Source organism: Lysobacter sp. Soil_N_23, from assembly GCF_057656135.1.
Genome location: NZ_JBDGKY010000001.1, coordinates 270,000 through 288,109, shown reverse-complemented (window position 1 = coordinate 288,109; position 18,110 = coordinate 270,000). Strand labels below are relative to the sequence as shown.

At 69.1% G+C, this 18,110-nt stretch carries 18 protein-coding genes; 9 read left to right on the top strand and 9 right to left on the bottom strand.

Annotated features, from left to right (window positions below):
• Nucleotides 1-92: 92 nt before the first annotated feature.
• The 7 genes from AC3A3X_RS01230 to AC3A3X_RS01200 all read left to right on the top strand — a co-directional run bounded on the left by AC3A3X_RS01230 (nt 93) and on the right by AC3A3X_RS01200 (nt 6,175).
• Nucleotides 93-416, top strand: coding sequence for an ApeI family dehydratase (locus AC3A3X_RS01230; RefSeq protein WP_487581236.1), 324 nt, complete (start codon nt 93-95; stop codon nt 414-416).
• On the top strand, nt 413-1,429 hold the full coding sequence (locus AC3A3X_RS01225) for a lysophospholipid acyltransferase family protein (protein ID WP_487581235.1): 1,017 nt from the start codon (nt 413-415) through the stop codon (nt 1,427-1,429). The genes AC3A3X_RS01230 and AC3A3X_RS01225 overlap by 4 nt, the downstream gene beginning before the upstream one ends.
• The gene (locus AC3A3X_RS01220; protein ID WP_487581351.1) at nt 1,392-2,015 is read left to right on the top strand and encodes a LolA-related protein; all 624 of its coding nucleotides are present in this window, start codon (nt 1,392-1,394) and stop codon (nt 2,013-2,015) included. The genes AC3A3X_RS01225 and AC3A3X_RS01220 overlap by 38 nt, the downstream gene beginning before the upstream one ends.
• Entirely contained in the window at nt 2,012-4,348 is a 2,337-nt protein-coding gene (locus tag AC3A3X_RS01215; RefSeq protein WP_487581234.1) for an MMPL family transporter, read from the top strand. The genes AC3A3X_RS01220 and AC3A3X_RS01215 overlap by 4 nt, the downstream gene beginning before the upstream one ends.
• Complete coding sequence (locus AC3A3X_RS01210) at nt 4,338-4,760, top strand: hotdog family protein (protein WP_487581233.1); 423 nt, start codon at nt 4,338-4,340, stop codon at nt 4,758-4,760. Before AC3A3X_RS01215 ends, AC3A3X_RS01210 begins: the two co-directional genes overlap by 11 nt.
• A gap of 102 nt (nt 4,761-4,862) precedes the next feature.
• Nucleotides 4,863-5,603, top strand: coding sequence for a 3-oxoacyl-ACP reductase FabG (fabG, locus tag AC3A3X_RS01205; protein ID WP_487581232.1), 741 nt, complete (start codon nt 4,863-4,865; stop codon nt 5,601-5,603).
• An 80-nt stretch (nt 5,604-5,683) separates the two neighbouring features.
• Nucleotides 5,684-6,175: a DUF4156 domain-containing protein gene (locus AC3A3X_RS01200; protein ID WP_487581231.1), complete on the top strand. Its 492-nt coding sequence runs from the start codon at nt 5,684-5,686 to the stop codon at nt 6,173-6,175.
• Nucleotides 6,176-6,256: 81 nt separating this feature from the next.
• Here AC3A3X_RS01200 and AC3A3X_RS01195 read toward each other — a convergent pair whose 3' ends face one another.
• From AC3A3X_RS01195 to AC3A3X_RS01185, 3 genes are read right to left on the bottom strand one after another with little or no spacing between them, the layout of a single operon-like run.
• Nucleotides 6,257-7,108 carry a glycosyltransferase family 2 protein gene (locus tag AC3A3X_RS01195; protein WP_487581230.1) on the bottom strand — a complete coding sequence of 284 codons (852 nt, stop codon included), beginning with the start codon at nt 7,106-7,108 and terminating at the stop codon, nt 6,257-6,259.
• Nucleotides 7,101-7,958 (bottom strand): beta-ketoacyl synthase chain length factor, encoded by an 858-nt coding sequence (locus tag AC3A3X_RS01190; RefSeq protein ID WP_487581229.1) that lies wholly within the window; start codon nt 7,956-7,958, stop codon nt 7,101-7,103. The genes AC3A3X_RS01195 and AC3A3X_RS01190 overlap by 8 nt, the downstream gene beginning before the upstream one ends.
• Nucleotides 7,955-9,133: a beta-ketoacyl-[acyl-carrier-protein] synthase family protein gene (locus tag AC3A3X_RS01185; protein ID WP_487581350.1), complete on the bottom strand. Its 1,179-nt coding sequence runs from the start codon at nt 9,131-9,133 to the stop codon at nt 7,955-7,957. The genes AC3A3X_RS01190 and AC3A3X_RS01185 overlap by 4 nt, the downstream gene beginning before the upstream one ends.
• Before the next feature lie 147 nt (nt 9,134-9,280).
• On the opposite strand from AC3A3X_RS01185, the gene AC3A3X_RS01180 reads away from it, so the two are divergent.
• Nucleotides 9,281-9,979, top strand: coding sequence for a YdcF family protein (locus AC3A3X_RS01180; protein ID WP_487581228.1), 699 nt, complete (start codon nt 9,281-9,283; stop codon nt 9,977-9,979).
• A 161-nt stretch (nt 9,980-10,140) separates the two neighbouring features.
• Here AC3A3X_RS01180 and AC3A3X_RS01175 read toward each other — a convergent pair whose 3' ends face one another.
• From AC3A3X_RS01175 to AC3A3X_RS01155, 5 genes are all read right to left on the bottom strand, one after another.
• Nucleotides 10,141-11,976, bottom strand: coding sequence for a DUF885 domain-containing protein (locus tag AC3A3X_RS01175; protein ID WP_487581349.1), 1,836 nt, complete (start codon nt 11,974-11,976; stop codon nt 10,141-10,143).
• 450 nt (nt 11,977-12,426) lie between these two features.
• Nucleotides 12,427-12,915, bottom strand: coding sequence for a GNAT family N-acetyltransferase (locus tag AC3A3X_RS01170; RefSeq protein ID WP_487581227.1), 489 nt, complete (start codon nt 12,913-12,915; stop codon nt 12,427-12,429).
• Between the two features lie 3 nt (nt 12,916-12,918).
• Nucleotides 12,919-13,182: a type II toxin-antitoxin system TacA family antitoxin gene (locus AC3A3X_RS01165; RefSeq protein WP_487581226.1), complete on the bottom strand. Its 264-nt coding sequence runs from the start codon at nt 13,180-13,182 to the stop codon at nt 12,919-12,921.
• A 165-nt stretch (nt 13,183-13,347) separates the two neighbouring features.
• The gene (locus tag AC3A3X_RS01160; RefSeq protein WP_487581348.1) at nt 13,348-15,570 is read right to left on the bottom strand and encodes a S9 family peptidase; all 2,223 of its coding nucleotides are present in this window, start codon (nt 15,568-15,570) and stop codon (nt 13,348-13,350) included.
• Nucleotides 15,571-15,611: 41 nt separating this feature from the next.
• Nucleotides 15,612-16,301 carry a glutathione S-transferase N-terminal domain-containing protein gene (locus tag AC3A3X_RS01155; protein ID WP_487581225.1) on the bottom strand — a complete coding sequence of 230 codons (690 nt, stop codon included), beginning with the start codon at nt 16,299-16,301 and terminating at the stop codon, nt 15,612-15,614.
• 165 nt (nt 16,302-16,466) lie between these two features.
• Here AC3A3X_RS01155 and AC3A3X_RS01150 point away from each other — a divergent pair, with 165 nt between their 5' ends.
• Nucleotides 16,467-17,072 (top strand): TIGR00645 family protein, encoded by a 606-nt coding sequence (locus AC3A3X_RS01150; RefSeq protein WP_487581224.1) that lies wholly within the window; start codon nt 16,467-16,469, stop codon nt 17,070-17,072.
• 78 nt (nt 17,073-17,150) lie between these two features.
• On the opposite strand, the gene AC3A3X_RS01145 is transcribed toward AC3A3X_RS01150, so the two are convergent.
• Entirely contained in the window at nt 17,151-18,083 is a 933-nt protein-coding gene (locus AC3A3X_RS01145; RefSeq protein WP_487581223.1) for a hypothetical protein, read from the bottom strand.
• Between the last annotated feature and the right edge of the window lie 27 nt (nt 18,084-18,110).

The following is an 18,110-nucleotide window of genomic DNA, read 5'->3' as shown; positions in this document are numbered from 1 at the left end:
CCAGCGATGCAGCCCGACCGGCGGCGCCATGCGGGTCGCGCCCGCCGGTGCCTTATCCTGTCTGTCTCGCCCGGTCCCGCTGCCGCCACATCATGCGTTTCGTCATCCCCGCCGACCATCCCAGCCTGCCCGGGCACTTCCCGGGGCGACCGCTGGTGCCCGGCGTGGTGCTGCTGGACCGCGTGGTCGAGGCGCTCGAGGCGGTGCACGGGCCGCTGCCGCCGCTGCGGCTGCCGCAGGTCAAGTTCGTGCAGCCGCTGCTGCCGGGCGAGGAGGCGCGCATCGAACTGGAGGGCGCCGCGCCGCGCTGGCGCTTCCGCGTGATGCGCGGTGACACGTTGCTGGCCAGCGGCGACGTGGCCACCGCCGAAGCCGGCACTCCCGAAGCGCGCACTCCCGAATCGAGCAGACCTTGAACGCGCACTGGAAGCAGCGTCCGGAAGGTGGCGGCAGGTTCGCGCTCTGGGTGATCCGCAGCATTGCCCGCCATGGCGGTCGTGCCGTGGCGCGGCTGTGCCTGTACCCGATCACCGCATACTTCCTGCTGGTGCGCAAACCGGAACGCCGCGCCTCGCGCGAGTACCTGGCGCGCGTGCTTGCACGGCCACCGTCGTGGTTGGATGTCGCACGGCACATCCACACGTTCGCGGCCACGATCCTCGATCGTGTGTTCCTGCTCAGTGGCCAGCTCTCGCGTTTCGACATCCGTGTCGATGGCCTGGAGGCGCTGGCACGCCGCGTCGATCGCGGCGAAGGCGTGCTCGTGTTCGGCTCGCACCTGGGCAGCTTCGACGCATTGCGCGTGCTGGTGACGATGCGGCCATCGTTGCGTGTGCGGATCGTCCTCGACATTTCGCACAACCCCGCGCTGACGCAGCTGCTCGACGCGCTCAACCCGCGCCTGGCCGGCGATGTCATCGACGCCGGACAGGATGGCGTCGCCATCGTGCTGGCGATCCAGCAGGCGCTGGCCGATGGCGAACTGGTGGCGCTGCTGGTCGACCGCGCGGCACCGGGCGAGGCCGTGACCCGCGTGCCGTTCCACGGCGACGAGGCAGCCTTCCCGAACGCGCCCTGGTTGATAGCGGCAACGCTGCAGGTCCCGGTCGTGCTCGCCTTCGGCCTGTACCGGGGCGGCAACCGCTACGACCTGCGTTTCGAGGAGTTCAGCGGCGGGCCGGATACGCTGCTCCAGCATGTGTCGCGCCGCGACCGGCGCGAGGCGGTGGCGACGGTGGTGCGGCGATACGCGGCGCGACTGCAGGAGCAGGTGCTCGGCGCCCCTTACAACTGGTTCAACTTCTACGATTTCTGGGATGGCGATGACGCGGCGGACAACAGGCAAGCGCAACAACGTGAGCGAGTGGGCGCGGCGACTGGCACCGGTGTGGATGCTGGCAAGCGCGACACTGTGCGCGGCCCCGGCTGAAGGCGGCGCGGCGGTCGACCCGGGCTGGATCCTGAAGGCCATCGCGCGGTCGGTACCGGCGAGCACGCCGTTCGTGGAGGTGCGCGGATCGAAGCTGCTGAAGGCGCCGCTGCGCCTGTCGGGCCAGTACCTGCGGCCCGACTCCGACACCCTGGTCCGCGAAGTCCGCACGCCCTATGCCGAGACCACGACGCTGCGCGCAGGCGAGGCGACGATCGCGCGTGCCGGCCAGGCGCCGCGCAAGTTCGCGCTGTCGCGCGTGCCGGAACTGGCTGGGTTCCAAAGCAACTTCGCTGCATTGCTGGACGGTGATCGCGCCAACCTGGAGCAGCACTACACGCTTGCAACTGAAGGTACGCGCCAGCGCTGGACCTTGACGATGACGCCCAGGGACGCCGCGCTGGCTGCGCGCGTGCAGGCCATCGCGCTGTACGGTCGCGGTTCCGAGCTGCGTTGCATCGAGACGCTCGCCGCCGGCAACGCCCCGCCGCAGCGCACGTTGCTGGCCGGTGCCGCAGTGGATGCGGCGAATGCTGCCGATGCCGCCGCCTTGGCCAGGATTTGCCACGGCGACGCGGCACCATGAGCGCTGCACGACGCCTCGCCCTCGCGCTGCTGTGGCTGGTGGCGCTGCTGATCCTGGCGACGCTGGTGGCGCCGCGCCTGCAGCTCAGCGGCGACCTGCGCAAGTTCATGCCGTCGCCGCAGACGCCTGCGCAGAAGCTGCTGATCGACGAGCTCGGTGAAGGCCCGGGCTCGCGCCTGCTGCTGATCGGCCTGGCCGGTTCGGATGCGCAGACGCTCGCCGCGCAGTCGCAATCGTTGCGCGATCGCCTTGCAACGCTGCCGTCATTCAAGTTGGTCGCCAACGGCGCGGCGTCGGGGCCGGAGGCGATTCCGTCGCACCTGCGCCCCTACCGCTACCTGCTGTCGTCGACGCTGGATGCGCAGGCGCTCGATGCCGATTACCTGCGCGCGCAACTCGATGCGCGCCTGCAGGACCTGGGCTCGCCGGCGGCGGCGATGATCGAGCCGCTGCTGTCGGCCGATCCGACGCTGGAGACGCTCAAGCTGGCCGACGCCTGGCAGCCGGCGAACGCGCCGCAGCGCCTGCACGGCGTCTGGTTCGACAAGGCCAGGCGCGAAGCGCTGCTCGCCGTCGAGACGCACGCCGCCGGGTTCGATCCCAAGGGCCAGCAGGCCGCGTTCGACTCGATCCAGGCCGCGTTCGCCGCGGTCCGTGGCGACACCGCCACGCGCATGTCGCTGACCGGCCCGGGTGCGTTCTCGGTGGAGATCGGCAACCGCACCGCGCGCGAAGCCAGCCTGATCGGCACGCTCGACAGCCTGGTCTTCGTGTTGTTGCTGTGGGTGGCGTACCGCAGCTGGAAGGCGCCCCTGCTGGGCGGCCTGCCGCTGGCCAGTGCCGGCCTGGCCGGACTGGGCGCGGTCGCGCTCGCCTTCGACGGCGTGCACGGCATCACGGTCGCCTTCGGCTTCACCCTGATCGGCGTGGTCCAGGACTATCCGATCCATCTGTTCAGTCACCAGCGCGCCGGCGTCTCGCCGTGGGCGAGTGCGCGCGCGCTGTGGCCGACGCTGACCACCGGCGTGGTGTCGACCTGCATCGCCTACCTGACCTTCCTGGTCTCCGGTGTCGATGGCCTGCAGCAGCTGGCGGTGTTTACCGTGGTCGGTCTGGCGACGGCGGCACTGGCGACGCGGTTCCTGTTGCCGGCGCTGATCGATCCGGCACCGCGGGACGCCGCCGATTCGGTCTGGCTGGGGCGCTGCTGGGAACGCCTGGCGCGCTGGCCGCGGCTGCGCGGTGGTGCGGTGCTGATGATTGCGCTGGTCGCTGCCGCGGTGGCCGCGTTCGCACCCGGTTCGTTCTGGCAGAACGACCTCGGCCGCCTGACGCCGGTGCCGCCGGCCGCGCTGGCGCGCGATACGCAGTTGCGCGCCGAACTCGGCGCGCCCGACGTGCGCTACGTGCTCGTGGTGCAACAGACCGACGTCGAGTCGGCACTGCAGGCCTCCGAGCGCATGCTGCCGGAGCTGCAGCGCCTGCGCAGCGACGGCGCCATTACCGGTTACGACCTGGCCGCGCGTTACCTGCCCAGCGCCGCAACGCAGAAGATGCGCCAGTCACGCCTGCCCGACCGCGATGCGTTGCGCGCGGTGCTCGATCAGGCGATGAGCGGCGGGCCGTTCCAGTCCGACGCCTTCGATGAATTCGTCGCCGATGTCGAACGCGCGAAACAGGCACCGGCATTGATGCCCGGCGATCTGGCCGGCACGCCGCTGGCCGCCAGCGTCGAAGGACTGCTGCTGCAGCGCGGCGGCCACGTCACCGCGCTGGTGGCCTTGAGCGGGCTGCACGATCCGGCCGCCGTCGCCAACTCGGCAGCGCGCAACGGCGCACAGCTGCTCGACCTCAAGCAGGCGTCGGAATCGCTGGTGGCCCAGTACCGCCAGCGCGTGCTGTGGGCGCTGGCGCTGGCGGCGGTGCTGCTGACCGCAGCGGTGTGGGTGGCGTTGCGCTCGCCGCGGCGCGTGCTGCGGGTGCTGGCGCCGATGGCGCTGAGCACGCTGCTGATCCTGGCCGTGCTACGCGCGGCCGGGGTCGAGTTGAACCTGTTCCATCTGGTCTCGCTCATCCTCGCCGCAGGGCTTGGCCTGGATTACGCGTTGTTCTTCGATCACGCCGGCGACGACCGCAGCGAGCAGCTGCGCACGCTGCACGCGGTGATCGTCTGCAGCCTGACCACCTTGCTGGTGTTCGCGCTGCTGGCCGCGTCGAGCATCCCGGTGCTGCGGGCCATCGGCGCCACGGTCGCGCTCGGTGTGGTCTGCAACTTCGTGCTGGCGCTGCTGATCGTGCGCGCGCCGGCGACCGGAGTGGGCGATGGCGCGTGAGGACATCGCCGCGCTGATCCCCCACCAAGGCGCGATGTGCCTATGGGAAGAGGTGATCGAGTGGAACCAGGAGCGCATCCGCCTGGTTTCGCACGGGCATCGCGACCCGGCCCATCCGTTGCGCCGCAACGGCCGCCTGCACGCGGTGCACCTGTGCGAGTACGGCGCGCAGGCGATGGCCGTGCACGGCGGCCTGATCGCGCGCGCCGCCGGCGAACGGGTGAAGCCGGGGATGCTGGTGTCGCTGCGTGGCATCGAGCTGCATGTCGGGCGGATCGACGACCTGCCCGGCGTACTTGAGGTCGAGGCGCATTGCCTGATCGCCGACGCCTCCGGCAGCCAGTACGAGTTCGTGATCCACCACGCCGGCGTCGAACTGGCCCGCGGCCGGGCCGGAGTCATGCACCGGTAGGAGCGAGCTTGCTCGCGATCCCACGTATCCGCCACGGCAGCGCCCGCTCGCGAGCAAGCTCGCTCCTACGAAAAAGCCGCGGGTTCGCGCACAATCCGCGCAATGACCACGTCCAAGACCCAACCCCGTCGCGCCCTCGTCACCGGTGGCAGCGGCGACATCGGCAGTGCGATCTGCCAGCGCCTGGCGGCCGATGGCTTCGAGGTGATCGTCCACTCCAACCGCAACCTCGAACGCGCCCAGGCGGTCGTCGCCGCGATCGAAGCGACCGGCGGACTTGCCGGGGCGGTGTCGTTCGATGTCGCCGATGGCGAGACCACCGGCGCGGCGATGACGGGCCTGCTGGAGCAGGGCGCGATCCAGGTGGTGGTCAACAACGCCGGCATCCACGACGACGCGCCGATGGCCGGCATGAGCGAGCGGCAGTGGAAGCAGGTCATCGATGTCTCGCTGCACGGCTTCTTCCATGTCACCCAGCCGCTGCTGCTGCCGATGGCGCGCACGCGCTGGGGCCGGGTGGTCAGCGTGTCGTCGGTGGCGGCGGTGCTGGGCAACCGCGGCCAGACCAACTACGCCGCGGCCAAGGCCGCGCTGCACGGCGCGACCAAATCGCTGGCACGGGAGATGGGCAGTCGCGGCATCACCTGCAATGTCGTTGCCCCGGGGCTGATCGCCGGCCGGTTGGCGGATGCCGCATTCCCGTCCGCGGCCATCAAGCAGCTGGTGCCGGCCGGCCGCGCCGGCCAGCCCGACGAGGTCGCCGCGCTGGTGGGCTTCCTGTGCTCGGACGCGGCCGGCTACATCAACGGCCAGGTGATCGGCATTGACGGCGGCATGACCTGACTGAACATCAGAAACGTCGCATTGGCCGGGCCGGGTGGCCTGGCGTAGGATCGGCGCATCTTCCATCTCCGGAGATCGCCATGCGTCGCGTCCTCCTGTCCCTGATTCCCCTCCTGCTGATGCTGCTGGCCGGCTGTTCGTCGACCTCGCAGCTGGTCACCGGCACGCCGCGCGCGCCGATCGATCCGTCGCAGGTCCGCATCTACTTCACGCCGCCGCCGGGCGGTTATGAAGAGATCGCCCAGTTGGAAACCGCCAGCGGCGGTTTCACCTACGGCGAGCAGAACAAGTTGAACGACGTCATCAACAATCTGCGCATCGAGGCCGCCAAGCTCGGCGCCAATGGGGTGCTGTTCGTCGGCAGCGAGAACAGCTACGGCGGCAGCAGCATCGGCGTCGGCGCCGGTGGCGGCAGCTACGGCGGCTACCGCGGCGGCAACTTCAGCTCTGGCGGCATCGGCGTGAGCATTTCACCGACCAAGAAGTACGCGCACGGTGTGGCGATCTACGTCGTCAACCCGCCGCCGCCGGAACAGATGCCGGCATCCGCGCCGCCGCCGCAGGGCAAATAGCCCAACCATCATGTAGGAGCGAGCTTGCTCGCGAACGGGCGCTGCCGTGGCGGACACGCCTGATCGCGAGCAAGCTCGCTCCTACAACGTGCCGTCGTCGAGCACGGACAGCCCGCTTGCGCACGCGGCCAGGCGCTCGTCATCGTCGATCAGCGCCGGATTGGCGCGGATGCTGCGGAACACCGCCGGGATGCTGCCGCGCCGGAATACGCCGGCGACGATGTGCGAGGTGATGCGGCTGAAGTCGCGCAGGGGCTTGAAATGGCTGGCGCGGAACTGCTCGTCGCCATGCACGCTCTGGTAGCGCGACTCGATCGGAACCGACACGCAGCGCGTGCCCAGCTGCTGCGCGGCCGAGATCAGGATCTGCGCCTCGAACACGAAGTCTTCGCCTGGCACTTCGGCCAGCGCCGCGACCGCGGCCGGATACAGCCGCTGGCCGCTCTGGCTGTCGGCGATGCCATAGCCGGTGCCCCAGGCGATGCCCCAGTCGGCGAACTCGTTGGCCAGACGCCGGTGCAGCGGCTGCTGCGAACGCCGGTGCAGGCGCGCGCCAATGACGACATGACCGGGGTGACGGTTGGCCGAGGCGAGCAGGCGCGGGATGTCGCGCGCCAGGTGTTGGCCGTCGCCGTCCATCGTCACGATCGCGCGTGCGCCCATCGTCAGTGCGGCGGCGAAACCGTCGCGCAGGCTGGCGCCCTTGCCCTGCCGGACGGCGTGGCGCAGCACGGTAACCGGCAGATCGGCGATGCGTTCGGCGGTGCCGTCGTCGGAACCGTCGTCGATGACGATCACGCGCGGGCATTCGGCGAGCGCACCGCTGACGACCTCGCGGATGCGCAGCGCCTCGTTGAGCGCGGGTATGACCACGACCAGGTCGTCGCGGGTCAAGCGGGCCGGGCGCGTGGCGATGTGCAGATCGTCAGCCATGCGCATACTCCAGCCGCTTGCTCGTCAGGGACGCGCTCTCTTTCGACGCGCCCGCCTGAGTGACCTCGACCAGCAGGTCGTGGTCGGGGCCGGCGACGAGTTGCACGCGGCCCTGTTCGCGCGCGAGCAGGTCGAAAAGCGGCAGCATCGGGGCCATCGCGTTGGCCGCTGCCAGCGTCGACAACGGTCCGCGGGTAGCGCGATCACCGCTGCGGGCCACCAGTCGCACGCTCAGTCGGGCACGTCCCGGTGCGGCTTGCCGCGACAGCACCAGCGCGCCACCGAGGAGGCCCTCGCTGGGTGCCATTCGCGCCAGCGGGCCGGCGGCCTGGCCGTCGTAGGCGACCAGCAGTACCGCCTCGTCGCCACAGGCCAGTTGCGCCAGCGCATCGAGCAGGCCCTGGGCGAAGCTCGCCTCGCGCGCGCTGATCGCACTGGCCGGCGCCATTGCACCGGTCCCGATGGTCCAGTAACCGGCGGCGGCGTTGTGCACCGAGTTGTGGAAGCGCGTCGGCGACAGCGCCCGCGGATCGGCGGCAAGGGTGGCGCACATGTAGTCGGTGATGCCGAGGTCGCCGTGGGTGGAGGCGAACACCGACGGTAGTGTGGCCGGATCACGGCCGGCGTCCTGACAGGCGGCCAGGGCGACTTCGAGCGCGACCGCCACCGTATCGGGGGCACGCCGCCGTTCGTTGGCGGGCAGCAGCTGTGGCGACGGACGCGACGGGGCGTCGCCCACGGTCGTGCCGTCGCTGGCATGCGCGTTGGCGTAGGCATGGGCGGCGCCCCAGGAGGGCAGACCGCGCGTCCAGAAGCCGATGCCTTCGATGTGGGCCAGCAGCGGCGTCATGCGCGACCGAACACCAGCGAGCAGTTGTTGCCGCCGAAGCCGAAGGAATTGTTCATTGCGAATGCGATATCGGCGCGTTGCGCGTGGAAGCGAATCTGCGGACCGCAGGCGGGATCGGGCGCGGCGCTGTTGAGGGTGCCGGGCAACTCGCCGTGCTCCAGCGCGATCAGCGCGATCACCGATTCGACGATGCCGGCGGCACCGAGTGTGTGCCCGGTCCAGCCCTTGGTCGAGCTGGCATGCAGGCTGTCCGGAAACATCCCGGCCACCGCAGCGGCTTCGATCGAATCGTTGGCAGGCGTGGCGGTGCCGTGCAGGTTGAGATAGCCGACTTCGCCGGCGTCGATGCCGGCGCGCGCGAGCGCGTCACGCATCGCCAGCTGCGCACCCAGGCCGTCCGGATGCGGCGAGGACATGTGGTGGGCATCGCTGGATTCGCCATACCCGCGCAGCTGCAGGCCGGCGTCGCCGGGCTGCGCGCGCTCGAGCACGGCAAATCCACCGGCTTCGCCCAGCGACAGGCCGCTGCGACCGGCGTCGAATGGCCGGCAGGGTTCGGCCGCAACAAGCTGCAGCGAATTGAAGCCGAACAGCACGCTGCCGCACAGCGTGTCGACGCCGCCGACCAGCGCCGCATCGGCAAGGCCGGCGGCAATCAGGCGCGCGGCCTGGGCGAACACCTTCGCGCTCGACGAGCAGGCGGTGGCCACGGTGATCGCCGGTCCGCGCAGGCCGGTGGCGTGCTGGACAAACTCGCCGAGCGAGTGCGGCGTGTGCACGTCGGCGCGCGCGAGTGCGGCCGGGAACGCGCCGTCGTCCAGGTTCGCGTAGGCATCCTCGGTCGCGCCGATGCTCGACGTCGACGTGCCCAGGACCACGGCGACGCGATCGGCGCCGTGGCGCGCGATCACTGCGGAGATGGCTTCGGGGATGCCGTCCTGGTTCAGTGCCAGCCAGGCGAGGCGGTTGTTGCGCGAGTCCCAGCGGCTGAACGGCCCGGGCAACGGCAGATCCTCCAGGCCGTCGACGCGACCGATCCAGCAGTCCAGTGGCGCCGTGCCGAAATCGTTCCGGCGCAGCCCGCTGCGCGAATCGCGCAACGCGCTCGCCAGCGCCTCGCGACCACGGCCCACGGCACTCGTCGCGGTGTAGGCGCGGATCGCCAACGGCGGCATCGGCACCACGGCGGGACGGGCGGAACTCGGTGCAGTCGGCACGCAGGACTCTCTTCTCAAGAGTGCGGATTATAGCCAGCGCCCAGAGACGGCGCCCTTGCGCCCCGTCGGCCGCGTAAACTGAACGGCCTTGGTTTCCGCCCGTTCATGCCCCCGTTCACAGTGACCAGCCGCACCGCACATCGACTGGCCCTGTTCGGCGACCGCGATGTCCTCCACGCGATGGCGGTGGCCGGCGTGGCCTGCATTTTCAGTGCGGGCCTGGTCTACCTCGGTTACTTCGTTCATGTCCTGCGCGTGGCAAGGCGGGCGCCTTGCCTGCCGCAGCAGGGACGTTGCGTGCTGCTGTTCGGCAAGCATTCACCGCAAGGGCGCATCGACCACGACTTCGAAGCGCGCCTGGACCGGGCCGTTTCCTTGTGGGCACACAGGCCGCCGGCGAGCGTGGTGCTGCTCGGCGGTGGCGCGCCCGGCGAGGCCACCGAGGCGGAACTGGCGCGGCGGGGGTTGTTTGCGCGTGGCGTGGCGCAGGACGCTCCGCTCCTGCTCGAGTCGCAGTCGCGCGACACCCTGCAGAACCTGCGCAATGCCAGGACGCTGCTGGGTGAGGGCATGCGCTCGCGCGTGACCCTGCTGAGCAGTCGCTATCACCTGGCCCGCTGCGCGCTGTTCGCCCGGCAACTCGGTTTCGACACCGAACTTTGCGCGGCCGAGCCGCGATTGCGCCTGGACGCGCGCACCTGGCTGCGCCTGGCCGGTGAAGCCGGATATGTGTGCATGACCGACGTGGGGGCGCGCTGGGCCCGCCTGATCGGGCACCAGCGGATGCTGGCCCGCGTGAGCTAAAAGCTGCCCTCATCCGCCCTCCGGGCACCTTCTCCCGCGAGCGGGAGAAGGGACTGCTTAAGCCCCTCATCCGCCCTCCGGGCACCTTCTCCCGCGAGAGGGAGAAGGGACTCTCAAGCCCCTCTCCCGCTTGCGGGAGAGGGGTTGGGGTGAGGGCGCTCCTACTTCTTCGCCTTCTGAGCAGGCACAAACTCCTCCCGCACCGCCTTCGCCAGCAGATCCGGCGGCAACAGCCCCTGGTCGAGCAGGAAGTTGTTGAACGCCAGGCGGTCGAACCTGTCGCCCAGCGCCACCTCGGTCTCCATGCGCAGCTCGAGGATGCGCGTGTAGCCGTAGAAGTAGCTGCCGGCCTGGCCCGGGGCGTTGAAGGTGTAGCGGTCCAGCTCCTGCTTGGTCATCGCTTCCGACAGGCCGACCTTCTCGCGCAGGATGCGGCCGGCGGCCTCGCGGTCGATCAGGCCCAGGTTGAGCATCGGGTCGAGCATCGCGCGTGCGGCGCGCATCAGGCGGAACTGCAGTGCGATCAGCTGGCCGTCGAGCGGCTCGTACGGAACCATCTCGGCTTCGGCGTACAGCGCCCAGCCTTCGACGTTGACCGAGTTGAAGGCGAACATCGTGCGTGCCAGCGAGATGCCGCGCTCGACCATCGCGGTGAACTGCAGCTCATGGCCCGGACGGCCCTCGTGCGCCGACAGCGTCCAGCGCACCGCATCGAAGTTGAAGTCGTCGTACGACAGCGCCTTGCCGTCCGGCGTGGGCACCGACACCGGCAGCACGAACTGGCCCTGCTGGCCGGTGTTGCCGATCAGCGGCGCCGGCAGGAAGTGCGGTGCCGGCTGTGCGGCCGATTCGGCCTCGCTGCCCAGTCGCATCACCATCGGCCGCTGCGGCACGTCGACGATGCGCTCGGCGCGGATAATCGGGTCGATCGCGTCGATGACGGTGCGGTAACGCGCCTCGAGCTGGTCGTTGGGCATGTTCTGCTGCTTCAGCGCAGCGATCACGCCGACGTAGTCGTGCACGTCGTTGACCTTCAGGCCCTTGTCCTTGGCCACCAGCGGTGCCAGCTGCTGCATCGCCGCGCGTGTTTCCATGAACTCGACCTGGGCGCGGCGGATCAGCAGCAACGGATCGATGTCGATGCCGTACTGCTTGAGCTGGTTGGCATACAGCTCGGCCGGCAGGCGCGTGTCGGTGCGCGCTTCCGGCAGCACGCTGGTGCGCGCCCACTGGCCGTAGGCCTTGAGCTGCGTGTCCATCGCCGCGAGCGCTTCTTCGGCGCCGGCGACCTTGTACTTGGCGAACAGGTCCTTGATGCCGGCGACGTAGGTGTCGACGTTGCCCAGTGCCTGTTCGACTTCGAGCCTGGTCGGACGCAGCAGCGCCTTGTCGCCGGTGCGCTCCTCGTAGCGGGCGCGTGCCAGTTCGGTGATCGGGGTGGTGCCAGGCGCCTGGCCGACATAGGCCTTGAGTCGGTCCAGCGCACGCGCACGACGTTCCGGTGGCGTCTGGTCGGACAGCAGGCCCTGGATGCCGCTGAAGACCATTTGCGGTGCATCGGTCCACGGCAGGGTCAGGCGTTCGTTGAGCGCGCTGGTTTCGATGTTCTCGTCGGCGGCCTGGATCATGATCGCCAGGTCCTGGCGCACGTTCGGGTCACGCTCGGTGGCGAGCTTGGCCTGCAGTTCGGCCTTGGCCTTGGCGGTGGCGTCGCGGAAGCGCCTGGCGTTGTCGGGCTTGAGGTCGGCGACGCGGTCGTCGTAACCCGGCACGCCGAAGAACGACATCTGTTCGGGTGCGAACTCGGCCTGCGCCTTCAGCAGGATCTGCGCGTACTCGTTGCTCTTGGTCACCCAGGCCGGCGAGGCCTTGGCGGCAGCGGCGGACTTTGTGGGAGATGTCGTGGCGGGCGTCTTGGCTGCCGGCGTGGCGGCCTGGAGCAGGGCGGGCGAGCCCGCGGCGAGGGTCAGGGCGATGGCGAGGGTCAGCGGCTTGATCATGGCTTCGCGGGCTAGCGGACAGTCCGGCGAGCATGGAGGCTGCGAGGGCTGGCGGCTATACCCCGAAGGTCACGGGGCTTCCTGGGGCTTTCGTCTGCGGAGCGGCGGCGTCCGCCGGGCCGGGGATTGCTCCGCCCCTTAGTCGGACATCCTGTCCGAGTGCGGGGCGTGGGCCATCCATGGCCCACTGCTGCGCAATCCCCGGCCCGGCGGACGACGCTTCGGTGTTTCGTTGCCTGGTCTTCGGTGGCCCTCACCCCAACCCCTCTCCCGTAAACGGGAGAGGGGCTTTTCACCGTCATCCCCGCGAAGGCGGGGACCCAGTGACGTTGCTTCCGCGAACACGTTTCAGGAACGTGGGGCTCCGCACACAAGTGGGTTGGAAACCACCTGATCCTCCAGCGGGCATCCGGGCCCGTGTGGTATCAGTTGAAGTAGCCGCCTGGGTCACGAATTCCCCAACGGCAAATACAACGCATGCGAATTCGCAGTAGCCGCCCGGAAGCCATAGGCGCGATAGAAACGGGCCGCCTTCTCGTGCAATGCATCCACCAGCAGCACGTGCACCCCAAGCTGCTCGCGCAGTCCCCGACAGCGCGCCACAGCATGCGCCAGCAGGTAATCACCATGACCTTTCCCCTGCGCACTGCTTGAGACGGCCAGCCGTCCCATGCGGATGGCCGGCACCGGGTAGCCGGGCAGGCGCTTTCGTTCCGCCTCGTGCAAGTCGGTCAGCAGGAGTTGGGCGGCGGACAAGCTGTAGTAGCCGAGGATTCGGGTCGGATCGGCGTCGTCCACCAGGACGTGTGTAGTGCTGATGCCGTTGCGGTGGTGCTGGGCGGCCTGCTGGCGCAGGTAGGCATCAAGAGTGGGCTCGCCACACGCGAACCCATCGCGATCGTGCCGCTTGGGCTTGAGTTGCTCGACAACCAGCACGAATCAGGTCTGCCCGACGCGGGCGAGGGCCTTCTTCAGCTTGGCATTGGGCTGGAAGGGGGCATCCAGTGCCTTGAGGAAACGCCGGGATTCTTCAGCCGACAGAGTGACCGTCAGTTCGGCAGCCATGACGCTTTCGGCTTCGCGCAGTACCGCATCACGTACGAAAGCGGACAGTGGCACACCTCGCAGGTCGGCGGCGCGGGTAATACGCGCTTTGTCCGTTGGGCTCAGGCGCAGGTCGAGACGGGCGGCAGCAGTGGTCATGGCGGCTCTCCTTGTACGGAAGAATACCGTACACATGCCGCAAGTCAAATGCCCGGCCTGCGCCAGCGCGTTCGATGCGAAGACATCGGCGCGCTGAACAAACCTTTTCCGCAGCGGAAGGGAGGGGGCGAGAACCCTCCCCCGCGGCGCGTGGGAGGGCATCGATCACTTCAGGCAGCGCCCGAAGAACTCCTCGGTCAGGCGCAGTCGATGCAGGTTGTCCGCACCCTTGAGCCCGTGCTTCGCGCCCGGGTAGGTCATCAGCTCGAACGGCTGGCCACGCTTCTGCAGCGCGCTCATCAGCGCGGTGGAGTTGGTGAACAGCACGTTGTCGTCGGCCATGCCGTGGATCAGCAGCAGCTTCGACTTGAGGCCATCGATGTGCTGCAGCACGCGCGCTTCGCGGTAACCGTCGACGTTGCCGGCCGGCAGGCCCATGTAGCGCTCGGTGTAGTGCGAGTCGTACAGGCCCCAGTCGGTGACCGGTGCGCCGGCGACGCCGCAGGCGTACTGGTCGGAGGCCTTGGCCAGCAGCATCAGCGTCATGTAGCCGCCGTTGGACCAGCCGTACACGCCGATGCGCTTGCCATCGACCCACGGCTGCTGCTTCAGCCATTCCACGCCCTGCAACTGGTCGGCCACTTCGACCGTGCCTTGCTTGCCGTACAGCGCACCACCGAACGCGGCGCCGCGACGCGGCGTACCGCGGTTGTCGATCGAGAACACGACATAGCCGTGCTGCGCCAGGTACTGGTTGAAGTCCGGTGCCCAGGTGCGCTTGACCGTCTGCGAGGCCGGGCCGCCGTAGACCACCACCACCACCGGGTACTGCTTGCCGGCCTGGAAACCGGCCGGCTTGAGCACGCTGTAGTGCAGCGGCGTGCTGCCGTCGGCGGCGGTGAGCGTGCCGAATTCGATCGGCTGCTGCGCGGCGGCGAACTTCGCGTACGGGTGCTGCGGGTCGCTGAGCTTGTTTTCCAGCAGCGCGGCGATGCGCGTGCCGTCGTTGCGGTACAGCTCCAGCTGCGGCGGCGTGGTCGGGTTGGACCAGTTGTCGACGAACACGCTGGCATTGGTGGCGAAGCTGGCGCTGTGCACGCCGTCGGCCTTCGACAGGCGCGCAATCGCACCGCCCGCGAGCGGCACGCGATAGACCTGCGCGTCGAGCGGCGAATCTTTGCCGGCGGCGAAGTAGACCTGGCCGGCGGCTTCGTCGACCGCGAGCACGCCGTCGACCGGCCAGTCACCGCTGGTCAGTGCGCGCGCGTTGCCGCCGTCGGCATCGAGCACGTACAGATGCTCGAAACCGCTGCGCTCGCTGTTCCACAGGATGCGGCCGTCCTTGAGAAAGCGCAGGTCGTTGTGCAGCGGCACCCAGGTCTTGCTGGTCTCGGTGACCAGCACGCGCTGCTTGCCGGTGGTCAGGTCGTTCTCGATCAGTTCCAGCGTGTGCTGGTCGCGCGACTGGCGCTGGAAGGTCAGGTGCTTCGGGTCGCGCCAATCGACGCGGGCCAGGTAGATGTCCTGCTCCTTGCCCAGGTCGACCCACTTCGGCGCGGCACCGGCCTTGGGCGCGACGACGCCGAGCTTGATCAGCACGTTGTGGTCGCCCGCGGCCGGATAACGCTGCTCGACCACTTCGGTGCGGTCCGGGTAGACCTCGTAGCGCTTCTGCACCGGCACCGGGGTTTCGTCGATGCGGGCGAATGCGATCGCCGTGTCGTCCGGTGCCCACCAGTAGCCGGTGTGGCGGTCCATTTCCTCGTCGGCGACGAATTCGGCGACGCCGCTGCCGATGGTCGCGCTGCCGTCGCGGGTGAGCTGGACCTGCTTGCCGCTGGCCAGGTCGATCACCCACAGGTTGCGGTCGCGCACGAAGCTGACGAAGCCACCCTTGGGCGACAGCTTCGGGTCGGTGGCGAAACCTTCGCCGCTGGTGAGCTTGCGCACCGCGGCCTTGCCCGACTTGTTCAAGTCGTACACGTACAGTTCGCCGCCGAGCGGGAACAGCAGCGCCTTGCTGTCCGGCGCCCACTGGTAGTCGACGATGCCGCTCAGCGCGGCGATGCGCTGGCGCTCGCGGCGCGCCTTCTCGGCATCGCTGAGCACCTCGTCGCCGGGCAGGATGTCGTCGGCATCGACCAGCTTCACGGTCTGGCCGCTGGCGATGTCGTAGGCCCACAGGTCGAGGCGGTTCTTGTTGTTCTCCTTGCCGCGCAGGAAGGTCACGCGGCTGCCATCGGGCGCGATCTTCGCCTTCATCAGGCTCGGACCCGACAGCGGCGCATCACCGGCCAGCGCTTCGAGCGTCAGCTTCTGCGGTGCGGCGGGGGCAGTCGGCACGTTTGTTTGAGCTGGTGCGAGGGCGGGTGCAGTGGCAATCGACATGGCAAGCAGGCAGGCGGCAGCGCCGCGGGCGGTGAAGTTCTTCATTTAGTCTCAGGTGTGCCAAAGAGGATCTTGTGCATTTCCGGGGTCATCTCGCGTTTGGCGCCGTAGCGTTCACCGACCGCGTACGCGCGCTGCACCGCCGGACGCGCGGCGATCGCCGCATGCCAGCGGCGCAGATTCGCGAACGGTTCCAGGTCGAGCGGCGCCTTGGTGTAGGGATTGATCCACGGGTGCGCGGCCATGTCGGCGATGCTGAAGTGGCCGGCAATGAACTCGCGGTCGGCCAGGCGCTTGTCGAGCACGCCGAGCAGGCGCAGGACTTCGCGCTTGTAGCGGTCCTTTGCGTACGCGATGTCCTCGGGCGCGTAGACGTGGAAGTGACCGTACTGGCCGGTCATCGGCCCCAGTCCGCCCATCTGCCAGTGCAGCCACTGGTTGACCTCGACGCGGCCGCGCAGGTCGTCGGCGAAGAACTGGCCGGTCTTGTTGGCCAGGTACAGCAGGATCGCGCCGGATTCGAACACGCTGATCGGCTCGCCGCCGTCGGCAGGTGCACGGTCGACGATCGCCGGCATCTTGTTGTTCGGCGAGATCTTCAGGTATTCGGGCTTGAACTGGTCGCCGGCGCCGATGTCGACCGGATGGATGGTGTATTCCAGCCCTGCCTCCTCGAGGAACAGGGTGATCTTGTGGCCGTTCGGGGTCGGCCAGTAATGCAGGTCGATCATCAGTGACGCCCTGGCAATGGGATCTCGGAGTGTAAAGCGGGCGACCGGGTCCGGGAGCGTGCCGAACGGCCAGAACGCGCAAGGTCCAGGCAAGGCGCGGTGGCGGTGCCTCCTGCCGGCCGGTACCCTAGCCGGCCCCCTGACCAGCCGCCCCGGCCCCGCCGCATGACGCAGACGTCCGAACGCCCCCTCAATCCCCTTCCGGCCCTGATCTTCAGCTCGCGATGGATGCAGCTGCCGCTTTACCTGGGCCTGATCGTCGCCCAGGGCGTGTACGTCGTGTTGTTCATCAAGGAGCTGTGGCACCTGATGTCGCACGCGACCACGTACAGCGAGCAGCTGATCATGCTGGCCGTGCTCGGCCTGATCGACGTGGTGATGATCTCCAACCTGCTGGTGATGGTGATCGTCGGGGGCTACGAGACCTTCGTCTCGCGACTGCGCCTGGAAGGCCACCCGGATCAGCCGGAGTGGCTGAGCCACGTCAACGCCAGCGTGCTCAAGGTCAAGCTGGCGATGGCGATCATCGGCATCTCCTCGATCCACCTGCTCAAGACCTTCATCGCCATCGGCGCGCTCGGCGCCGACCCGGCGACGGCTGCCGCCGCGGCCAGTGCGGCAGGCGATGGGGCGGTCAAGACCGTCTACACCGAGGCCGGCGTGATGTGGCAGACCATCATCCACTGCGTGTTCATCCTGTCGGCGATCGGCATCGCCTACACCGACAAGCTGATGGCGCAGGCCTCCAAGCCGCACAAGGCCGCGCACTGACATATTCGCGTAGGAGCGAGCTTGCTCGCGAACGGGCGTTTCCGCAGCGGTAGCGCCTGATCGCGAGCAAGCTCGCTCCTACCGTTTCGATGTGGGCCGCATGATCGACGCGCGCAGTTTCCGCTCGTCGGCGCGGTCGGAATACACCAGTCCGTCCGCGCCGCGTTCGATGCCCAGCGCCGAATAGGCCGCCTGCAGCGACGGAAACTCGCGCGACTGCGCGTAATGCCGGTACGCCGGCAGGAATACCGCCGCGCCGGCAAGCTCGTCCAGCTTCGCCATGAACGCCTCCGGTGCGACCTCGCCGGTGCCGTGCAGGCAGCAGCGCGAGTACTTAGACAGCACCGCATCCAGGCTGCTGCGGTGATCGCGCCGCAATGCCAGGTCCGCCTCGAGCCAGAACGCCGCGCCGGCCCAGTACACGCGCATCGTGCCGCGCCGGCCGAGCCCGTCCAGCGGCATGCCGCTGTGCTCGCGCTGGCCGCGGGCGAATCCCGCATCGAGCTCGCGCCATGCCGCCTCGGGCGACAGCAGGCCGACCCGGGCGCGCAGCACATTCTGGTAGTAGCTGGCCAGGCCTTCCGCCAGCCAGCGCCCTTCGCGCCCCAGGTACGGGTGGAACAGGTGCGAGAGCTCGTGCACCGCCGTCCAGTCCTCGCGCAGCTCGGCCAGGCTGGCATCGCGGCGGACGAACAGCAGCACCGACACGTCGTCGCCGCGCTGGGTCTGGCCCCACGGCACCGGGCTGTCGTCGTCGCTGTCGATCTGGGTGATGCGCACCGTCGCGTCGGCCAGCGGATAGCGCCCGAATACGGTCAGCGTCGCCCCGGCGGCCTCGGCCAGCCAGCGCTGCAGCTCGTCGATCCGGGCCGGATCGGCGGGCTCGACGACCTCCACGCGCAGCGTATTGCCGCCCGCACTGAGGACGCGTTCGCTCACCACGGTCTTGTCGTCGTCGGCCATGGCCGGGGCCGCGGTGAGCAATGCCAGCATCAGCAGCTTCGAGCGCATGGCGCGTCGATTCCTTCAGGGGGAGGG